This is a genomic window from Klebsiella sp. 141240 (assembly GCF_050600805.1).
In the GTDB taxonomy this organism is placed as follows: Bacteria; Pseudomonadota; Gammaproteobacteria; order Enterobacterales; family Enterobacteriaceae; genus Klebsiella; species Klebsiella aerogenes.
Window position 1 is genome coordinate 184,785 of the sequence record NZ_JAQIRK010000004.1, and the last position, 19,434, is coordinate 204,218.

General features: G+C 54.3%; 21 protein-coding genes and 1 other annotated feature. Of the genes, 14 read left to right on the top strand and 7 right to left on the bottom strand.

Annotated features, from left to right (window positions below; genetic code table 11):
- Positions 1-19: 19 nt before the first annotated feature.
- From PGQ95_RS09445 to pfkB, 3 genes are all read right to left on the bottom strand, one after another.
- Positions 20-880, bottom strand: a complete 861-nt coding sequence (locus tag PGQ95_RS09445) for a fructosamine kinase family protein (protein ID WP_087857938.1) — start codon at positions 878-880, stop codon at positions 20-22.
- Positions 881-985: 105 nt separating this feature from the next.
- On the bottom strand, positions 986-1,270 hold the full coding sequence (ghoS, locus tag PGQ95_RS09450; protein WP_087857937.1) for a type V toxin-antitoxin system endoribonuclease antitoxin GhoS: 285 nt from the start codon (positions 1,268-1,270) through the stop codon (positions 986-988).
- Positions 1,271-1,356: 86 nt separating this feature from the next.
- Positions 1,357-2,289, bottom strand: coding sequence for a 6-phosphofructokinase II (gene pfkB / locus PGQ95_RS09455; RefSeq protein ID WP_087857936.1), 933 nt, complete (start codon positions 2,287-2,289; stop codon positions 1,357-1,359).
- A gap of 357 nt (positions 2,290-2,646) precedes the next feature.
- Between pfkB and PGQ95_RS09460 the strand changes: the two genes are divergently transcribed.
- The 9 genes from PGQ95_RS09460 (at position 2,647) to ihfA (ending at position 11,002) form a co-directional block, all read left to right on the top strand.
- Positions 2,647-3,405 (top strand): DUF481 domain-containing protein, encoded by a 759-nt coding sequence (locus PGQ95_RS09460; protein ID WP_015705111.1) that lies wholly within the window; start codon positions 2,647-2,649, stop codon positions 3,403-3,405.
- A gap of 430 nt (positions 3,406-3,835) precedes the next feature.
- Positions 3,836-5,764 (top strand): threonine--tRNA ligase, encoded by a 1,929-nt coding sequence (gene thrS, locus PGQ95_RS09465; protein WP_045374332.1) that lies wholly within the window; start codon positions 3,836-3,838, stop codon positions 5,762-5,764.
- 3 nt (positions 5,765-5,767) lie between these two features.
- Complete coding sequence (gene infC / locus PGQ95_RS09470) at positions 5,768-6,310, top strand: translation initiation factor IF-3 (protein WP_004189469.1); 543 nt, start codon at positions 5,768-5,770, stop codon at positions 6,308-6,310.
- 90 nt (positions 6,311-6,400) lie between these two features.
- On the top strand, positions 6,401-6,598 hold the full coding sequence (gene rpmI / locus PGQ95_RS09475; RefSeq protein WP_001124225.1) for a 50S ribosomal protein L35: 198 nt from the start codon (positions 6,401-6,403) through the stop codon (positions 6,596-6,598).
- 50 nt (positions 6,599-6,648) lie between these two features.
- The gene (gene rplT / locus PGQ95_RS09480) at positions 6,649-7,005 is read left to right on the top strand and encodes a 50S ribosomal protein L20 (protein ID WP_004102963.1); all 357 of its coding nucleotides are present in this window, start codon (positions 6,649-6,651) and stop codon (positions 7,003-7,005) included.
- 118 nt (positions 7,006-7,123) lie between these two features.
- Positions 7,124-7,248, top strand: a sequence feature (Phe leader region).
- Positions 7,129-7,173, top strand: coding sequence for a pheST operon leader peptide PheM (pheM, locus tag PGQ95_RS09485; protein WP_001386830.1), 45 nt, complete (start codon positions 7,129-7,131; stop codon positions 7,171-7,173). Its footprint overlaps the feature before it by 45 nt.
- Before the next feature lie 63 nt (positions 7,249-7,311).
- Positions 7,312-8,295 carry a phenylalanine--tRNA ligase subunit alpha gene (pheS, locus tag PGQ95_RS09490; protein WP_015367044.1) on the top strand — a complete coding sequence of 328 codons (984 nt, stop codon included), beginning with the start codon at positions 7,312-7,314 and terminating at the stop codon, positions 8,293-8,295.
- Between the two features lie 15 nt (positions 8,296-8,310).
- Positions 8,311-10,698: a phenylalanine--tRNA ligase subunit beta gene (gene pheT / locus PGQ95_RS09495; protein ID WP_430917837.1), complete on the top strand. Its 2,388-nt coding sequence runs from the start codon at positions 8,311-8,313 to the stop codon at positions 10,696-10,698.
- A gap of 4 nt (positions 10,699-10,702) precedes the next feature.
- Entirely contained in the window at positions 10,703-11,002 is a 300-nt protein-coding gene (ihfA, locus tag PGQ95_RS09500) for an integration host factor subunit alpha (protein ID WP_015367042.1), read from the top strand.
- A 57-nt stretch (positions 11,003-11,059) separates the two neighbouring features.
- On the opposite strand, the gene PGQ95_RS09505 is transcribed toward ihfA, so the two are convergent.
- From PGQ95_RS09505 to PGQ95_RS09515, 3 genes are read right to left on the bottom strand one after another with little or no spacing between them, the layout of a single operon-like run.
- On the bottom strand, positions 11,060-11,413 hold the full coding sequence (locus tag PGQ95_RS09505) for a RidA family protein (RefSeq protein ID WP_087857934.1): 354 nt from the start codon (positions 11,411-11,413) through the stop codon (positions 11,060-11,062).
- Positions 11,410-12,675, bottom strand: a complete 1,266-nt coding sequence (locus PGQ95_RS09510) for a D-amino acid dehydrogenase (RefSeq protein ID WP_348854780.1) — start codon at positions 12,673-12,675, stop codon at positions 11,410-11,412. The genes PGQ95_RS09505 and PGQ95_RS09510 overlap by 4 nt, the downstream gene beginning before the upstream one ends.
- 38 nt (positions 12,676-12,713) lie before the next feature.
- Positions 12,714-13,628, bottom strand: coding sequence for a LysR family transcriptional regulator (locus PGQ95_RS09515; protein ID WP_015705115.1), 915 nt, complete (start codon positions 13,626-13,628; stop codon positions 12,714-12,716).
- A gap of 278 nt (positions 13,629-13,906) precedes the next feature.
- Between PGQ95_RS09515 and PGQ95_RS09520 the strand changes: the two genes are divergently transcribed.
- A complete protein-coding gene (locus PGQ95_RS09520; RefSeq protein WP_015367038.1) occupies positions 13,907-15,340 on the top strand; it encodes a hypothetical protein in 1,434 nt (477 codons plus the stop codon).
- Between the two features lie 127 nt (positions 15,341-15,467).
- A complete protein-coding gene (btuC, locus tag PGQ95_RS09525; protein ID WP_430917840.1) occupies positions 15,468-16,454 on the top strand; it encodes a vitamin B12 ABC transporter permease BtuC in 987 nt (328 codons plus the stop codon).
- 36 nt (positions 16,455-16,490) lie between these two features.
- On the opposite strand, the gene PGQ95_RS09530 is transcribed toward btuC, so the two are convergent.
- On the bottom strand, positions 16,491-17,291 hold the full coding sequence (locus PGQ95_RS09530) for a MetQ/NlpA family ABC transporter substrate-binding protein (protein WP_087857930.1): 801 nt from the start codon (positions 17,289-17,291) through the stop codon (positions 16,491-16,493).
- A 231-nt stretch (positions 17,292-17,522) separates the two neighbouring features.
- Here PGQ95_RS09530 and PGQ95_RS09535 point away from each other — a divergent pair, with 231 nt between their 5' ends.
- The 3 genes from PGQ95_RS09535 to PGQ95_RS09545 all read left to right on the top strand — a co-directional run bounded on the left by PGQ95_RS09535 (position 17,523) and on the right by PGQ95_RS09545 (position 19,369).
- On the top strand, positions 17,523-18,074 hold the full coding sequence (locus tag PGQ95_RS09535) for a glutathione peroxidase (protein WP_087857929.1): 552 nt from the start codon (positions 17,523-17,525) through the stop codon (positions 18,072-18,074).
- Entirely contained in the window at positions 18,074-18,823 is a 750-nt protein-coding gene (gene btuD / locus PGQ95_RS09540; RefSeq protein ID WP_087857928.1) for a vitamin B12 ABC transporter ATP-binding protein BtuD, read from the top strand. The genes PGQ95_RS09535 and btuD overlap by 1 nt, the downstream gene beginning before the upstream one ends.
- A gap of 81 nt (positions 18,824-18,904) precedes the next feature.
- Complete coding sequence (locus tag PGQ95_RS09545; protein ID WP_430917842.1) at positions 18,905-19,369, top strand: NlpC/P60 family protein; 465 nt, start codon at positions 18,905-18,907, stop codon at positions 19,367-19,369.
- Positions 19,370-19,434: the final 65 nt, after the last annotated feature.

Consider the following 19,434-nt stretch of genomic DNA (forward strand, 5'->3'; position numbering starts at 1 on the left):
TGAGGGCCTTTTTTTACGCTTATTGCAGGGCTTCATCGAGCGCTTTTTGCGCGGTGACCAGGTGCTGGCCGCCGAACAGAATCGCCCGATTAAGTAAGGTATAAAGCTGGTAAATCGGTTGTCGTTCAAGGAAGCCAGCAGGCAGCGGCGAGACCGACTGGTAGCCGTCGTAAATCTGCGGCGGCTGTTCCGGATGCAGAGGCAGCATTGCCAGATCGCATTCGCGATCGCCCCAATAACATGCCGGATCGAAAATATACGGCCCATTGGGCCCTAGCGCGCAGTTACCGGACCACAAGTCGCCATGTAATAAAGAGGGCTGCGGCTGATGGTTGCTGAGCCGCTGCTGTACGGTGTCGACAATGCTGTCGATATCGCCGAAGTGCAGTCCTTTTTCCGCCGCTAACTCCAGCTGCCAGCCAATGCGTTGTTCAGCGAAAAACGTTGACCAGCGGCGCTGCCAGGCATTCGGCTGCGGGGTCGTCGACAGATCGTTGTCAAAATCAAGGCCAAATTGCGGCTGGTCGCTCCACTGATGTAAATGGGCAATTTGCTGACCGAGCAGAAACGCGTTATGCGCGTCCAGCGGTCGCGGCGGTAAATATTCCATCACCAGAAAGCTGTAATCCCGATCGCTGCCGACGGCAAAGACCTGCGGAACGCTGACGGTTTTACAGCGCGAGAGCAGCTCCAGCTGATCCGCCTCCGCGGTAAAAATGGGGAGCAGCTCGCGTTCATCGCATTTGACGAAGTAGTCTTTCCCGCCAAAACGTAAATGCCAGGCGGCATGGATTTCCCCGCCGGGTAGCTCGTTGCGCAGTTCGATTTCAGCGCCGTCAGTGTGCTGCTCGCTTAACAAATTGCTAATAGCTTGCCACATGCTGTCTCTCCCCATGTTTTCCACCATATCATAAGGTTAGCGTATAACCTGGCCGTAAAGTTCGAGCTAACGCACAACTGGCGCCTTCCACGATGGCGATCGCACTTATTGAGCTTTTAACCATTCGCTAAATGTGGTGATGGCTATCTCTGCTGGTCTGCCTAGAGCGGTTTCCGCAAGGCCTGCGCTTAAAGCCCGCACGTCGTCGGCGCTCTGCGCGCTCAGCAGGCCAAACGTGTTGGTGCCTAATTCATGCGTTTTTCCATCTTCGTCGTTGAGCGTCAGGACAAAACCTGCGCGGATGAAATGATTGCTGAGCTCATTTATCTCGGTCAGCGTCTGTTCCTGAAATTTAACGGTGATCACGTGCGCGGTAATATCGTTGCTCATTTTTCACTCTGTTGTTATGCATGGAATTTCTAGCATAGACCATGATAGCGAATTGACCCCCTTCACCGGAGCGAAGGGGGGCGAGACTAGCGGGCACACAGGTAATCGTAGATTTTTTGCGTATTGGCTAATGAACACAGACGGGTGCCGTGGTTAATCGTGGCGGCGCTACCGGCGGCGACGCCAAAGCGGACCATATCTTCCAGCGAGGCGTGCTCGGCGAGACGCAAAGTCATCGCGCCGACCATACTGTCGCCGGCACCTACGGTGCTTTGGCTTTTCATCGGCGGCGGCACCACCTGTACGCTGCCGGAGGCATCAACTCCCAGCGCCCCCTGCGGGCCCAGCGAAACCACAACCCGGCGTACTTTTCCGGAGCGGATGAGCTCCAGCGCGGCATTGCGTACGTCGTCAGGCTGGCTGAGGTCGCGCTGTACCAGCGCGCTAAGCTCTTTCTGGTTCGGTTTGACCAGCTCAATGTTGCCGACGTCCAGCGCGGCGGCCAGCGCATCGCCGGAGCTGTCGATGATGCAACGTAGCCCGTGCTGCTGCGCGTTTTTTACCAGTTGAGTCAGATGCTCGACGCTGATACCGGGAGGCAGACTGCCGCTGATAACCAGCAGCGAACCGGGCTCAATCGCCAGCACTTTCTCTTCCAGGCGGCGGAACTCATCCTCGGTTAGCGCCGCGCCGGGCATGACAAAGCGATATTGTTCACCGCTGGCATCGACATGCACATGTAAGTTTTGCCGCGTCCAGTCGCGGGTTTCTATTGTTTCGACCGGGACCTGCTCGTCTGCCATCAGGGCGGTAAGATGCTCGCCGGTGGCGCCCCCAACCGGGAAAATAGCCGTCGCTTTACCACCCAGAAAGGTAATGGCCCGGGCGACGTTGATCCCGCCGCCTCCAGGTTCGAATACCGGTGCGCTACAGCGTAATTTGCCTTCGGGATAAATTTGCGGCGTCAGCGTTGCGCTGTCGAGTGATGGGGCCAGCGTGAGCGTATAAATTTTGGTCATCCTGTTCCTCCTTAATACGAATAAAGCTGCTTTTTTAAGCATGGCACCGAAATGGAGTAAGGGGAAGCGGGGTGGGCGGCGGATTTGCAAAGATGTCTGTGTTTTTATCTTTATGAAATAAAGATTGTTTTGGGAACCGTCTTATTCAAAAAACGAAATAGCAATTGATTGCTAAGTTATTCGTGCCTTTTTATAATCAAGCGCCTTTCTTAGGACTCGCATTCAGCGCGCCTCGCGAAAGTTTCCGGGACCTGTCGGGTCTCCTTAAATGTTGTACGGACTCTAAATTCAATGAAGGGATCTCTGGTCCATTCATCATTTGTACTGTCCTGAAGATATGTATTTTAGAGAGTTATAATGAAGCTTTTGAAGACAGTACCCGCAGCGGCATTGCTGGCGGGGGGGCTTTTTGCGTCTGTAAACGCACTGGCCGATGATTCCGTTTTTACCGTCATGGATGACCCTTCCACTGCCAAAAAACCTTTCGAAGGTGCTGTGAATGCGGGTTATCTCGCTCAGTCCGGCAATACGAAAAGCTCATCAATGACCGCTGACTCCACGCTGACCTGGTACGGCGACACGACGGCCTGGTCACTGTGGGGCAATGCGAGCAACACGTCCTCTAACGATCAACGCTCTTCGGAAAAATATGCCGTGGGCGGCCGTAGTCGTTATAACCTGACCGATATGAACTACGTATTTGGTCAGGCCAGCTGGCTGACCGACCGCTACAACGGTTATCAACAGCGCGACGTACTGACCGCCGGTTATGGTCGCCAGATCCTTAACGGCCCGGTTCACAGCCTGCGTTTTGAATTTGGTCCGGGCGTGCGCTATGACGAATATACCGATGGCGATAACGAAACTCAGCCGCTGGGGTATGCGTCCGGAACCTGGGCGTGGCAGATGACCGACAACGCTAAATTTACACAAGGTGTTTCGGTATTCGGGGCTGAAGACACGACGCTGAATTCGGAAAGCGCATTAAACGTGGCCATCAACGCCCACTTTGCGCTGCGCGTCGCCTATAACCTGACGTGGAACTCGCAGCCGCCGGCCTCGGCGCCTGAGCATACCGACCGCCGCACCACCTTGTCGCTCGGTTATAAAATGTAATTTACAGGCCGGGCAACCGGCCTGATTCCTGTTATTTCCTGCCGGGTATGAATACTCACTATAACGGATGATTTTTTCATTCATTTTTTAGCGGTGGGGGGATTTATTTATGTATGCAGGTAATTTATCGATTAATTAACCGCGTGGTATGAGCGGGAATTGCCACGATAAATTGTCAGCGCCCCTTGCTATTTAAAAGAAGAATAACCATTTAGTTATTACGTCTTTAATCGCGCACTAATGATGTGTACACTAACCCTCGGTGTTATCAACGAGCGGCTGCAGGTGAGGGCGGTTCAATAGATAGACGGGCGTACTCATATTTTCGCAGAGTGAAGCGGGAGCTGAGCCACAACTCGTTGATAATTATGATTATATTGTTTTGTATGTGCTCTTTCGTGTGGGGCACCACTGCAAATAAGGACATAAAATGCCTGTAATTACGCTTCCTGATGGCAGCCAACGCCATTTCGACCACGCAGTTAGCCCGATGGATGTGGCTCTGGATATCGGTCCAGGCCTGGCGAAAGCCACCATCGCCGGACGTGTAAACGGTGAGCTGGTTGACGCCTGCGACCCGATCGAAACTGACTCCACGCTTTCTATTATCACCGCAAAAGATGAAGACGGTCTGGAAATCATTCGTCACTCCTGCGCTCACTTGTTAGGTCATGCGATCAAACAGCTGTGGCCGAACACTAAAATGGCCATTGGCCCGGTTGTCGACAACGGTTTTTACTATGATGTCGATCTGGACCACACCCTGACTCAGGAAGACATCGACGCGCTCGAAAAACGTATGCACGAGCTCGCCGAGAAAAACTACGATGTCATCAAGAAGAAAGTCAGCTGGCACGAAGCGCGTGAAACCTTCGTGAAGCGTGGCGAAACCTATAAAGTTTCTATTCTTGACGAAAACATCGGCCATGATGACAAGCCAGGCTTGTATCATCACGAAGAATATATCGATATGTGCCGCGGCCCGCACGTACCGAATATGCGTTTCTGCCATCACTTCAAACTGATGAAAACCGCTGGTGCGTACTGGCGTGGCGACAGCAACAATAAAATGTTGCAGCGTATCTACGGTACCGCCTGGGCAGATAAAAAAGCGCTGAACGCCTACCTGCAGCGTCTGGAAGAAGCCGCTAAGCGTGACCATCGTAAAATCGGTAAACAGCTTGACCTGTATCATATGCAGGAAGAAGCGCCGGGTATGGTGTTCTGGCACAATGACGGCTGGACTATCTTCCGTGAACTGGAAACTTTCGTTCGTTCTAAACTGAAAGAGTACCAGTATCAGGAAGTCAAAGGCCCGTTCATGATGGACCGTGTGCTGTGGGAAAAAACCGGCCACTGGGACAACTACAAAGATGCGATGTTCACCACCTCTTCCGAGAACCGTGAATACTGCATTAAGCCGATGAACTGCCCGGGTCACGTGCAGATCTTCAACCAGGGGTTGAAATCTTACCGCGATCTGCCGCTGCGTATGGCTGAATTCGGTAGCTGCCACCGTAATGAGCCGTCGGGTGCGCTGCATGGTCTGATGCGCGTTCGCGGCTTTACTCAGGATGATGCGCATATCTTCTGTACTGAAGATCAGGTTCGCGATGAAGTGAACGCCTGTATTCGTATGGTTTATGATATGTACAGCACCTTTGGCTTCGAGAAAATCGTCGTCAAGCTGTCTACTCGCCCGGAAAAACGTATCGGTAGCGACGAGACCTGGGATCGCGCGGAAGCGGATCTGGCGGTGGCGCTGGAAGAAAACAACATCCCATTTGAATATCAACTGGGCGAAGGGGCGTTCTACGGCCCGAAAATTGAATTTACCCTGTATGACTGCCTCGATCGTGCATGGCAGTGCGGTACTGTACAGCTGGACTTCTCCCTGCCTCAGCGTTTAAGCGCCTCTTATGTTGGCGAAAACAACGAGCGTCAGGTACCGGTAATGATTCACCGCGCGATTCTCGGCTCGCTGGAGCGCTTCATCGGCATCCTGACCGAAGAGTTCGCTGGCTTCTTCCCAACCTGGCTTGCGCCAGTGCAGGTAGTGGTCATGAATATTACTGATTCTCAGTCTGAATACGTTAACGAATTGACGCGTAAACTACAAAATGCGGGCATTCGCGTAAAAGCGGACTTGAGAAATGAGAAGATTGGCTTTAAAATCCGCGAGCACACTTTACGTCGTGTCCCGTATATGTTGGTCTGTGGCGACAAAGAAGTTGAAGCCGGCAAAGTGGCCGTGCGTACCCGTCGCGGTAAAGACCTCGGCAGCATGGACGTAAATGAAGTGATCGAGAAGCTGCAACAAGAGATTCGCAGCCGCAGTCTTCAACAACTGGAGGAATAAGGTATTAAAGGCGGAAAACGAGTTCAAACGGCACGTCCGAATCGTATTAATGGCGAGATTCGCGCCCAGGAAGTTCGCTTAACTGGTCTGGAAGGTGAGCAGCTGGGTATTGTGAGTCTGAGAGAAGCTATCGAAAAGGCTGAAGAGGCTGGAGTAGATTTAGTTGAAATCAGCCCTAACGCCGAACCGCCAGTTTGTCGTATCATGGACTACGGCAAGTTCCTTTATGAAAAGAGTAAGTCTTCTAAGGAACAGAAGAAGAAGCAGAAAGTTATCCAGGTTAAGGAAATTAAATTCCGCCCTGGTACTGATGAAGGTGACTATCAGGTAAAACTCCGCAGCCTGATTCGCTTTCTCGAAGATGGCGATAAGGCCAAGATCACGCTGCGTTTCCGCGGTCGTGAGATGGCCCACCAGCAGATCGGTATGGAAGTGCTTAATCGCGTGAAAGACGATCTGGTTGAACTGGCAGTAGTCGAATCCTTCCCAACGAAGATCGAAGGCCGCCAGATGATCATGGTGCTCGCTCCGAAGAAGAAACAGTAAGGCCATCAAGTAACATTCCGGTGGGCTTCGGCTCACTGGTTTGTTCGCCTTTGTTTCGTTTATTAACAATGCGAAGTGGAAGTTATTAAAATGCCAAAAATTAAGACCGTACGCGGTGCTGCAAAGCGCTTCAAAAAAACCGGTAAAGGTGGTTTTAAGCACAAGCACGCTAACCTGCGTCACATTCTGACCAAAAAAGCTACCAAGCGTAAACGTCACCTGCGTCCGAAAGCCATGGTTTCCAAAGGCGATCTGGGCCTGGTAATCGCGTGCCTGCCGTACGCATAAGTCGTTAACCCTTTTAACTTTTTAATTAGAATAGATACAGGAGAGCACATATGGCTCGCGTAAAACGTGGTGTAGTTGCCCGTGCACGTCACAAGAAAATTTTGAAACAAGCTAAAGGTTACTACGGTGCGCGTTCTCGCGTATACCGCGTTGCCTTCCAGGCTGTTATCAAAGCTGGTCAGTACGCTTATCGTGACCGTCGTCAGAAAAAGCGTCAGTTCCGCCAGCTGTGGATTGCGCGTATCAACGCAGCAGCACGTCAGAACGGTATTTCTTACAGCAAATTCATCAACGGCCTGAAAAAAGCCTCTGTTGAAATCGACCGTAAGATCCTGGCTGACATCGCTGTATTCGACAAATTAGCGTTCACCGCTCTGGTCGAAAAAGCGAAAGCAGCTCTGGCATAAGCCAGTTGAAAGAGGGAGCTTGTCTCCCTCTTTTCGTTTCAACACTATCAATACATTGACTTTTATCCGTGCAGGCTTTTCAATACAGGTCTGACGTTTCTTACCAGACAAGGTAATGCAAGCATGAATGCTGCTATTTTCCGCTTCTTTTTTTACTTTAGCACCTGAACTCAGGAGGCTAGCGCGTGAAAGAAGAAACGGAAAACAGCGCCAGAAAGCCTCCCCTGTGGAGGCTTTTTTCGTATATAGATTCGGGATATTTGTTTCACTAAAACCGGTGTCTGCACCGACATAATGAGGAAAACCATGTCACATCTCGCAGAGCTGGTTGCCAGTGCCAAGGCAGCCATTAACGAGGCATCAGATGTTGCCGCGCTGGACAACGTCCGCGTTGAATATCTGGGTAAAAAAGGGCATCTGACCCTGCAAATGACCACCCTGCGTGAGTTGCCGCCGGAAGAGCGTCCGGCAGCGGGTGCGGTCATTAACGAAGCGAAAGAGCAGGTGCAGCAGGCGCTGAACGCGCGTAAGGCTGAGCTGGAAGGCGCCGCGCTCAATGCCCGTCTGGCCGCAGAGACTATCGATGTCTCCTTGCCGGGACGCCGCATTGAAAATGGCGGTTTGCATCCGGTTACCCGCACCATCGATCGTATCGAGAACTTCTTCGGCGAGCTTGGCTTCACCGTGGCGACTGGCCCCGAAATCGAAGATGATTATCATAACTTCGATGCGCTGAACATTCCGGGTCACCATCCGGCGCGCGCTGACCACGATACCTTCTGGTTCGATGCGACCCGTCTGTTGCGTACTCAGACTTCTGGCGTACAGATCCGCACCATGGAAAACCAGCAGCCGCCAATTCGTATTATCGCGCCGGGCCGCGTCTATCGTAACGATTACGATCAGACCCACACCCCGATGTTCCATCAGATGGAAGGTCTGATTGTTGATAAGAACATCAGCTTCACCAATCTGAAAGGTACCCTGCACGATTTCCTGAATAACTTCTTCGAAGAAGATCTGCAGGTACGATTCCGTCCGTCCTACTTCCCGTTCACCGAACCGTCTGCAGAAGTTGATGTGATGGGTAAAAACGGTAAATGGCTGGAAGTGCTGGGCTGCGGCATGGTGCACCCGAACGTACTGCGTAACGTCGGCATCGATCCGGAAGTTTACTCCGGCTTCGCCTTCGGCATGGGCATGGAGCGTCTGACCATGCTGCGTTATGGCGTGACCGATTTGCGCGCATTCTTCGAAAACGATCTGCGTTTCCTCAAACAGTTTAAATAAGGGCAGGACAGAACAATGAAATTCAGTGAACTGTGGTTACGCGAATGGGTTAACCCGGCGATCGACAGCGACGCGCTGTCCGATCAGATTACCATGGCGGGCCTGGAAGTTGATGGCGTTGAGCCGGTGGCCGGTAGCTTCAACGGCGTGGTCGTCGGTGAAGTGGTCGAGTGCGGCCAGCATCCGAATGCTGACAAACTGCGCGTGACCAAAATCAATGTCGGCGGCGAGCGTCTGCTGGACATCGTCTGCGGTGCGCCGAATTGCCGTCAGGGCCTGAAGGTGGCCGTCGCGACCATTGGCGCCGTACTGCCGGGTGATTTTAAAATTAAAGCGGCGAAACTACGCGGCGAACCGTCAGAAGGAATGCTGTGCTCTTTCTCCGAGCTGGGTATTTCCGACGACCATAGCGGTATCATCGAGCTGCCGGCCGATGCGCCGATCGGTACCGATATTCGCGAATACCTCAAGCTTGACGATAACACCATTGAAATCAGCGTCACGCCAAACCGCGCCGACTGCCTGGGTATCATCGGCGTGGCGCGCGATGTCGCTGTGCTGAACAAAGCGCCGCTGAACGCGCCGGAAATCACTCCAGTTGCCGCGACTATTGACGACGTGCTGCCGATTCAGGTTGACGCGCCGCAGGCGTGCCCGCGCTATCTGGGCCGGGTGGTGAAAGGCATCAACGTCAAAGCGCCCACTCCGCTGTGGATGAAAGAGAAGCTGCGTCGCTGCGGTATCCGTTCCATCGATGCGGTGGTTGACGTGACCAACTACGTGCTGCTCGAGCTCGGCCAGCCGATGCACGCCTTTGATCGTGACCGCATTGAAGGTGGTATCGTCGTGCGGATGGCAAAAGAGGGCGAAACGCTGGTACTGCTGGACGGCTCTGAAGCTAAGCTCGATAGCGATACGCTGGTCATTGCTGACCACAAGAAAGCGCTGGCGATGGGCGGTATCTTCGGCGGCGAACATTCCGGCGTTAACGATGAAACCCAGAACGTGCTGTTGGAATGCGCGTTCTTCAGCCCGCTGTCTATCACCGGTCGCGCGCGCCGTCATGGCCTGCACACCGATGCATCCCACCGCTACGAACGCGGCGTCGATCCGGCCCTGCAATATAAAGCGCTGGAGCGTGCGACCCGTCTGCTGATCGACCTGTGCGGCGGGGAAGCCGGCCCAATTATCGATGTGACCAACGAAGAGACGCTGCCAAAACGCGCCACTATCACCCTGCGCCGTAGCAAGCTGGATCGCCTGATTGGCCATCATATTGATGACGCTCAGGTGAGCGACATTCTGCAACGCCTGGGTTGCGAAGTGACCATTGGTCAGGACGAGTGGCAGGCCGTGGCGCCAAGCTGGCGTTTCGATATGGAGATCGAAGAAGATCTGGTTGAAGAAGTGGCCCGCGTCTACGGCTACAACAACATTCCTGACGAGCCGGTACAGGCAGGTCTCATCATGGGAACCCACCGTGAAGCGGACCTGTCGCTGAAGCGCGTGAAAACGCTGCTTAACGACAAAGGTTATCAGGAAGTGATTACCTACAGCTTCGTTGACCCGAAAGTACAGCAGCTAATCCACGCCGGTGAAGAGGCGCTGATTCTGCCAAGCCCTATCTCCAGCGAAATGTCGGCGATGCGTCTGTCGCTGTGGACCGGTCTGTTGGGCACCGTCGTCTACAACCAGAACCGTCAACAGAGCCGCGTGCGCATCTTTGAGAGCGGTCTGCGCTTCGTGCCGGATACGCAGGCGCCGCTGGGTATTCGTCAGGATGTGATGCTGGCCGGGGTGATTAGCGGTAACCGTTACGAAGAGCACTGGAACCTGGCAAAAGAAACCGTCGATTTCTATGATTTAAAAGGCGATCTGGAATCTGTTCTTGATCTGACCGGTAAATTAGCCGATATCGAATTCCGTGCAGAAGCGGCTACCGCACTGCATCCGGGACAATCCGCGGCGATTTATCTGAAAGGTGAACGCATTGGTTTCATTGGGGTTGTTCATCCGGAACTGGAACGTAAACTGGATCTCAACGGCCGCACTCTGGTGTTCGAAATCGAGTGGAACAAGCTTGCAGACCGCGTGGTGCCTCAGGCGCGCGAAATTTCTCGCTTCCCGGCGAACCGTCGCGATATCGCGGTACTGGTCGCGGAAAACGTCCCTGCAGCCGATGTTTTGGCCGAATGTAAGAAAGTTGGCGTAAATCAGGTAGTTGGCGTAAACTTATTTGACGTGTACCGTGGTAAGGGTGTGGCGGAAGGCTTTAAGAGCCTTGCGATTAGCCTGATCCTTCAGGATACCAGCCGTACACTCGAAGAAGAGGAGATTGCCACTACCGTTGCCAAATGTGTAGAGGCATTAAGAGAGCGATTCCAGGCATCATTGAGGGATTGAACCTATGGCGCTTACAAAAGCTGAAATGTCAGAATATCTGTTTGATAAGCTTGGGCTTAGCAAGCGGGATGCCAAAGAACTGGTAGAGTTGTTTTTCGAAGAGATCCGTCGTGCTCTGGAAAACGGAGAACAGGTAAAACTCTCCGGGTTTGGCAACTTCGATTTGCGTGATAAGAACCAACGCCCGGGACGTAACCCGAAAACGGGGGAAGATATTCCCATTACAGCCCGGCGTGTGGTGACCTTCAGACCCGGACAGAAGTTAAAAAGCCGTGTCGAAAACGCTTCACCCAGAGAGAAATAATCTGGACTGACTAATTAAAAAGGCCGCTATGCGGCCTTTTTTCTTACCTGTTTTATCTTACGCTTTTACGGCGGTGACCATGATTTCCACCAGGATGTCGGGCCGCGCCATCTCGGCCTGAACGGCCGCCCGCGCCGGGCTATGGCCTTCCGGCATCCACTTCACCCAGACCTCATTAAACGCGGCAAAATCGCGTGAGATATCTTTAAGCCAGATCTGTGCGGAAAGGATGTGCTGCTTGTCGCTACCGGCGGTAGCCAGCAGGGCGTCGATCTTCTCCAGAACTTCACGGGTTTGCAGCGCAATATCATCAGTACTGCTTTTCGGCGTTTGTCCGGAGAGAAACACCAGGTTGCCGTACTCGACGCTGGCGGAAAGTCGGGGTTGCGGATTATTACGAATAATTGTCATGCGGATTGTTTCCATGTCAGACCATCTAAAGAAATTGCCGGCGCTTCGCCATCGAGGAGCGCTCCCAGTACCACGGCGCTGCCGGCCGCGAGGGTAAAACCGAGGCTACCCTGGCCGAGATTCATCCACAGATTCTGGTATCCGGCACGCCCCAGCATCGGTGGGCCCGCGGGCGTCGACGGACGCATACCGGTCCAGGCTTCAGCCTCATCCAGTCCCTGCAGTTCGGGAAAGCTGCTAGCGACGATTTTCTTCAGCGCCTGAACGCGGCTATCACGTAGTTCATCGCCGTCGTAACCGATATCCACCATCGCCGCGATGCGTAACCGATCGCCCAGGCGGGCGTAAACGATTTTGTGTCCGTAGTCGGTCACGCTGATATCCGGCGCGATCCCGGATTGCTTAGGGTAGGGAAGGGTCAGGCTGTATCCCTTCAGCGCGCACAGCGGCACGCGCACGCCCAGATGACCCAGCAGCGGGCCGCTGCCGTTACCGGCGGCGACGACATAATCATCGCCGGTTATCGTACCGCAGCTGGTCTCAAGTGAACTGATGCGCCCGTCGCGCTTATTGAGCCGCAGCACCTCGCAGTGGGTGAGCAGGCTGAAGTTGCTGCTGGCATTGAGTTTGTCGAGCAGCGCGAGACAGAATTTATGGCAGTCTGCCGTTTCATCTCCTGGCGAATAAATCCCGCCCTGTAGCGAATGGCTGATGTGTTTCAGCGCCGGTTCAAGCTGCAGGCAGGCTTCGGCGCTCAGCGCATGCTGGTATTGGGGGTTAATCCCTTTTGCCGCTTTATGAAAATCATATTCCCGGCGATGGATGATGAGTTTGCCGCTACGCCGCCAGTGAAAATCAGCAAGATTATCTTCATCAAGCCACGACTGCATGACCTGACGGCTAAGCAGTGATAAACGTAAAATATGATCGCCGTTAATTTTGTTGCTTTGGCTATTGCAGGCGCGCAGAAACTGCAACAGCCAGCGCCACTGCTGGAAAGACATTTGCAGGCGCATATTCAGCGGTGAATCGGCTTTGCCCATCCATTTAATTCCCTGCAGGGGAACGCCGCGGTCGGCAAGCGGCGCCACGTAGCGGTAGCTTAATTGCCCGCCGTTGGCGAAACTGGTGGCGCTGCCCGGCTCGGCGTTGCGCTCCAGTAGCTGCACCTGGTGTCCGCTCTTAATTAATACCCAGGCGGTGGCCAGCCCCACCACGCCGCCGCCGATAATCACAATGCGTTTTTTCATAACCTGATATATCCACCGCTGATAAATATCTTGCGGTTATGTCAAAGCATTTACCCCAGCGGCGCAATTGACTTTTTATGGTCAGGGTATAACTGCAGGTTAATTTCTTTGAGCTGTTGGCGCAGCTGTTTACACAGAAAATCGACAAATTTCTGCGTGATTGGGCTGAGTGAAACATCGGCGCGACGCAGCAGGCAAAGGTTGATTTTCATCGGCGGCGTAATCGGGTGAATCATCTCCGGCGACAAATTATGCCGCGCCGAGAAGATATCGGTGATACTGCAGCCGATGCCGCGCTTCACGAACTCGGTGGCCATGTAGTAGGTCTGCACATTAAGCCGGGTAGTGGAAAAATCACGGCGGGTGGCGATGGCGGCAGAGAGCGAATGCGGCCCCGGCGAGATCCAGCGCTGCTGATCGATCTCTTTGATGTCCACCGCGCCTTGTCGGTAGTCGCGGTCGATATAGACCAGCGGCACTTCGGCAATCAGGGTGGTGATGATCTCCCCCTGCTGGACCGGCTGCAGCGTCAGCGCTAAATCTATTTCGCGCAGATCCAATTTCTTGACCAACGTCTCAGTATGCTCGGTGGTTAAGGTCATCACCAGATTACTGTTTTGCTGATAAAAATCGGTCACCAGCTCCGGCACCAGGCTTAATCCGAGGCTTGGTAAACAGCCTAAGGTGATTTTGGCGCGCGGATCGCGGGCCAGATTATCCGCCAGCAGGCGCAGGTTATCGAGATCCTGATAAATGCTCTGCGCTTTTTCAAAAAGTGTGAGCGCTTCGCTACTTGGCAGCAGCTTGCCCCGTACCCGCTGAAACAGCTTAAAACCGAGCTTAAGCTCGGCGTTTTTTAACGCTTTACTGGCGGCTGGCTGGGAGATATTCAGCGATTCCGCCGCACGTGAAAGAGAGCCGCAAGTCATCACGGCGTAGAAGATTTCCAGATGGCGCAGTTTCATGAACAGTTAACTCAGGGTTATAGCTTGCCGATAAAAAGTCATTTTCTACTAACACTAAATTAACATAAATTTAATCGCCAATCAGCGCTCCGGTTACATATTGTGCTGCTGGTACCGTCTTCAGACGGACTTTTACGTTCTCAGAACCATTCCCTTTGTTCCCTACAAATCCTCAGGCCATCGAGCCAATAATGATAACGAGGGGGGGATATTTTCTGAGCAGGCCCGAATACGCCAACCTGCAAGTGCGGTCGGTTTTAATGGCTTTAAGGAGTTATATGAGTGACTCAACGCTCGCTGGCAATACCCTCGCCAGACGAAATATCACAAGAAAAAACGTTATTATTGGCCTGTTATTGGTGCTTTTTGTGTTGACCGCGTGGTGGTGCCATGGCCGCCCGAGTAATGAACTCGGCCTGTTGGGCTTTACGCCATTAGTGGCGTTAGCGGTGCTGTCGCTGGTCGGTGTCGATATTGTTCTGGCGGTGATTTCTTCGATTATTATCGCCATGATTATGACCTCCACCGGATTGCCGGAAATGGGCACCATGCTGGCGAAATCCACCGGTTCATTTATCGCCACCGTCGGGCTGATTATTATGCTCGGCGCCGGGGTGGGCGAAGTCGCCACCCGTACCGGCGCCGCAGTTGAGTTGGTGAAATTTGTCGTTCACCGCATCGGCCTGTCCAGCCAGACCCGAGTGAAGTTTGGCATTGTGGTGTCCTCGATTTTAATCTGCGGCTCGCTGGGGACGATGGCCGGTGGTAACGCGATTATTGTCGCGGTAATCATCCCGGTAGCGGCAGCGGTACGCCTGACTCCGCCAACGGTAGCCGCGCTGATGATGACCGCCGGCTCCGTGGGATTGTTTACCGGGCCGTTTACCCCTAGCACCGTGACTATCCTGAGCCTTGGCGGATTAAGCTATCCGGATTATCTGCTGTACGTGGGGCTGCCGATGAGCGCGGTGACGTTGCTGGCCGGCTGGGTGATGGCGGGACGGATCCAGAAGATGACCGAAGGCAAACTACGCTATGAAGTCGATCTCACGGAGAAGCCAACAGAAGCACTGAGCGCCGCGCAGCTGCGTCGGCGTAAGCTCAGCGCGCTGGCCTTCGCGGCAACGATTATTGTGATGGCGGTAATTGGTGTGGTGATTAAAGCCGGATTCAGCTTTGCGATTATCGTGATGCTGCTGGTGGCCCTGATTACCGGGCTGGTGGGCGGCCTGCGCCCGACGCAGATCCTGCAGGCGCTGTACCACGGTTGTGGCCGTCTGGTGTGGATGTTTATCCTCTACTGGCTGTATAACCCGATCCTGGAGCTGATGGATGGTCTTCATGCCTACCAAGGGCTGCTCGACTATACCCAGCCGCTGCTGGAAGGCATTTCGCCTGCCTGGTTGTGCTTTTGCATCTTCGCTTTCAATATTATTGGCCACGTACCGGGGGCGGCGGTGGCGCAGATGACCTTCACCCACAAAATATTCGGCCCGATGCTGATGGCCGCTGGCGTACCGCCACAGGGAACCACTGCGGTGCTGCTGGCCTCTTCGCAGGTCGACTGGTTTGGCCCATTCCCCTCTTCGGATATGTTTGGTCAGATGGGGCTGGCGCAATCTACCCATCTGAAATATATGCTTTATAACGGCTGGGCGATTGTGGTGGCGAATATCATTCTCTTCGCGCTACTGTTCCAGGTATTGGTGTAAATTCCATTCCCACGCTGGCGTCTCGAGGAGCGCCGGCGCCAGCGTGGTGATAACTCAGAGTTTTTCCTTTTCTCCCCGCCATCGCCACCGTAAAATCAATCACCTCGCTCACTTGTCTCCGGGACTTATGCAGACCTTCGCCGATATTCAACAGCGCTATAACCGTCGTTGGCTAACCGCCTTAACGCTGATCCTACTTGTCACATTGACAATTAGCCTGTGCGCCGGTGACCAATGGATCGCGCCGCAGGAGTGGTTTAGCGCTAAAGGCGAGCTGTTTATCTGGCAAATCCGTCTGCCGCGCACGCTGGCGGTGCTGTTAGTGGGGGCGGCGCTGGCGCTTTCCGGGGCGATCATGCAGGCGCTATTTGAAAACCCGCTGGCGGAACCGGGTCTGCTGGGTGTTTCTAACGGCGCGGGCGTTGGGCTGATTGCCGCCGTGCTGTTAGGCCACGGCATGTTACCCATGTGGGCGCTGGGGCTGTGCGCCATCGCCGGCGCGCTGCTGATTACCTTTATTCTGCTCCGTTTCGCCCGGCGTCACCTGTCCACCAGCCGTCTGCTGCTGGCAGGGGTGGCGCTCGGCATTATTTGTAGCGCGTTGATGACCTGGGCGGTCTATTTCTCAACGTCTTTTGATCTGCGCCAGCTGATGTACTGGATGATGGGCGGTTTTGGCGGCGTCGACTGGCAGCAGCTGTGGCTGATGCTGGCGCTGCTACCGGTGCTGCTGTGGGTATGCTGGCAGTCGCAGCCGCTGAACTTACTGGCGTTGGGCGAAGTCTCGGCGCGTCAGCTCGGCCTGCCGCTGTGGCTATGGCGAAAACTACTGGTGGTGGCCACCGGCTGGCTGGTCGGCGTCAGCGTGGCGCTGGCGGGAGCGATTGGCTTTATTGGTCTGGTGATCCCACATATTTTGCGCCTGTGCGGCCTGAGCGATCATCGGGTGCTGCTTCCCGCCTGCCTGTTAGCTGGCGCCAGCGCGCTGCTCGGCGCCGATATCATTGCCCGTCTGGCGTTATCGGCAGCGGAATTACCGATCGGCGTGGTGACGGCGACGCTGGGGGCGCCGGTATTCATCTGGTTGCTGCTGCGTTCGGGACGGCGGGGGTAGGGAGACGCCGTCGTAATGGACGGCGTCGGGTGACGATTACCAGCCTTTGATGGCATCGCCTTTATAGACTTCCTGCGCTTTATCGGCGACTTCCTTGGTCTGGAAGGCCTCTTTCAGCTCCTGGATTTTCTTGCTGTCTTTATTGTCTTCGCGAGAGACAATCGCATTGACATAAGGTGAATCCGGGCCTTCCATAAACAGGCCATCGCGGGCGGCGGATAAACCGACCTGCGCCGAGAAATTAGTGTTGATGATGGCAAGCGTTACGTTCGGATCGTCGAGCGTACGGGTCAGCTGCGGAGTATCGACTTCAACAATCTTCAGGTGTTTTGGGTTATCAATGATATCCAGCGTAGTGGGCAGATAGCCTACGCCATCTTTCAACTTGATTAATCCTTGCGCCTGTAACAGCAGCAGGCTGCGGCCAAGCGTGGTGGTTTCGTTAGAGATAGAGACGGTCGCGCCGTCAGGCAGTTCGCTGATATTTTTGATTTTGCGCGAATAGGCGGCAATCGGGAAGACGAACGTTTTACCGACGATGGCGAATTTATAGCCGCGCTCTTTCGACTGCGCTTCGAGATAGGGCAGCGTCTGGAAGGCGTTGGCGTCGACATCTTTATTATTTAACGCTTCATTCGGCAGGACGTAATCATTGAAAGAGATAACCTCAACGTCGAGGTTATATTTGTCTTTTGCTACCTGCTCCACGACTTTCCAGATAGCTTCATCCGGGCCGGTATTGATCGCGACTTTAACCTTATCGTTATCGTCCGGAGAGCAGGCGGATAACAGCGCCACCGATGTGGCGATTAATACCGAGCTTAATAACTTCTTCATCTATAAAAACTCTCATAAATTAACAAGTAACGAAACACTATTACATCTGTTTCACACTGTACACTGATTTGTCCATTGCTGATATTGAGAGGAATTCATGTTGCCGGTGGCAAACGCAGCGGTGTTACATCAAGCGACATTTGCCCACGAATCAAAGTAGAATCAGCCGCGTTGAATCCGCTACAGTAGATAGGGATCTCCTTAACCTGCATTATTGACTGAGGGAAGGCTATGCAACACGACATTCTTAATACCGAAGTGACGACCATCGATGGCGAGAAAACCACCCTGGCAGCGTATGCCGGAAAGGTGCTGCTGATCGTCAACGTGGCCTCAAAATGCGGCCTCACGCCGCAGTATGAGCAACTGGAAGCGCTGCAAGAAGAGTTTGCTCCGCAGGGATTCAGCGTCCTTGGCTTTCCTTGTAATCAGTTTCTCGGCCAGGAGCCGGGCAGCGAAGAAGAGATTAAAACGTTCTGCAGCGTGACCTACGGCGTCACTTTCCCACTGTTCAGTAAAATTGACGTCAACGGCGAACATCGCGCGCCGCTGTATCAAAAACTGATTGCCGCCGCCCCGAAAGCCGTCGCGCCGGAAGGGAGCGGCTTTTATGAGCGGATGGCCAGTAAAGGCCGAGCGCCGCTGTACGTTGACGACATCCTGTGGAACTTTGAAAAATTCCTCGTGGGCCGCGATGGCCAGGTCATTCAGCGTTTCTCTCCGGACATGACGCCGGACGACCCGCAGCTACTGGCTGCGCTAAAAGGAGCATTAGCGCAATAATGCCGTTTTTGATGCAGCTACAGGATGTAGCGGAAGCGGGGCGGCTGTCGCCGTTTACCGCTGACGTTCGGCCCGGAGAGATAGTCCATCTGGTGGGGCCGAACGGCGCGGGTAAAAGTACCCTGCTGGCGCGGATGGCCGGGCTGACCACCGGCCCCGGCCTGATTACGCTTAACCAGCGGGCGCTGGATAAGTGGCCCGCGGCGGAGCTTGCCCGCCATCGCGCCTATCTGAGCCAGCAGCAGCTCCCGCCCTTCGCAATGCCGGTGTGGCACTATCTGTCGTTACATATGCAGGATAGCGCCCCGCAGGGGTTGCTCAACGAGATCGCCGGCCAACTGGGGTTAAGCGATAAGCTGGGGCGCCAGGTCAACCAGATCTCCGGCGGCGAGTGGCAGCGGGTGCGTCTGGCGGCGGTGATCCTGCAGATTCACCGCCGCGCGAATCCAGCCGGCCAGCTGTTATTATTGGATGAACCGATGAACAGCCTCGATGTCGCGCAACAGGCGGCGCTGGATAGCGTGTTGGCGTCGCTATGCGGGCTGGGGATCGCTATCGTGATGAGCAGCCACGATCTCAACCATACGTTGCGACATGCGCAGAGGGCGTGGCTCATTTGTGGTGGGCAGATGATTGCCAGCGGGGAAACGTATGAGGTGCTGAGTGAGGAAAATTTGACCGCCGCTTATCATATCGCTTTCCAGCGTGTGGAAGTCGCGGGTCATCTTATGCTCGTGGCGTCACAGTAGCAGGTAAGGATCTTGCCTGTACGCCGCTAAACAGGCTAAATTATTGCAATAACAGGACAGGGAACAGAGGAATCGTCTGAGATGCGTTTGTGGTTCATTTTTATTGCGGCGATGGTGCTGCCTGGCTGTAGCAGCCACCGGGCGCCGCCGCCGAATCCGCGGCTGGCTGATTCCATTACCGTGGTGGCGAATCTGAATGAGCAATTGCGCAACTGGCGTGGTGCGCCGTACCGTTATGGCGGCATGACGCCGCGCGGCGTTGACTGTTCGGGCTTTGTGGTACGCACGTTCCGCGACAAATTCGCCATGCAGTTGCCGCGGGAAACTCGCGAGCAGGCGGAAATCGGCACCCGCATTGATAAAAGCGATCTGTTGCCCGGCGACCTGGTATTCTTCAAAACCGGATCCGGCGAAAGCGGCCTGCACGTCGGTATCTATGATACCGACAATCAATTTATTCACGCCTCTACCAGCCAGGGCGTTACCCGCTCGTCGCTGGACAACGTCTACTGGAACAAAAAATTCTGGCAGGCGAGGCGCATTTAACCCGCATTCGGTGAAAAAGGGGAGCGATGGCTCCCTTTTTTAATTGCCATAACCCTGCAGTTCGC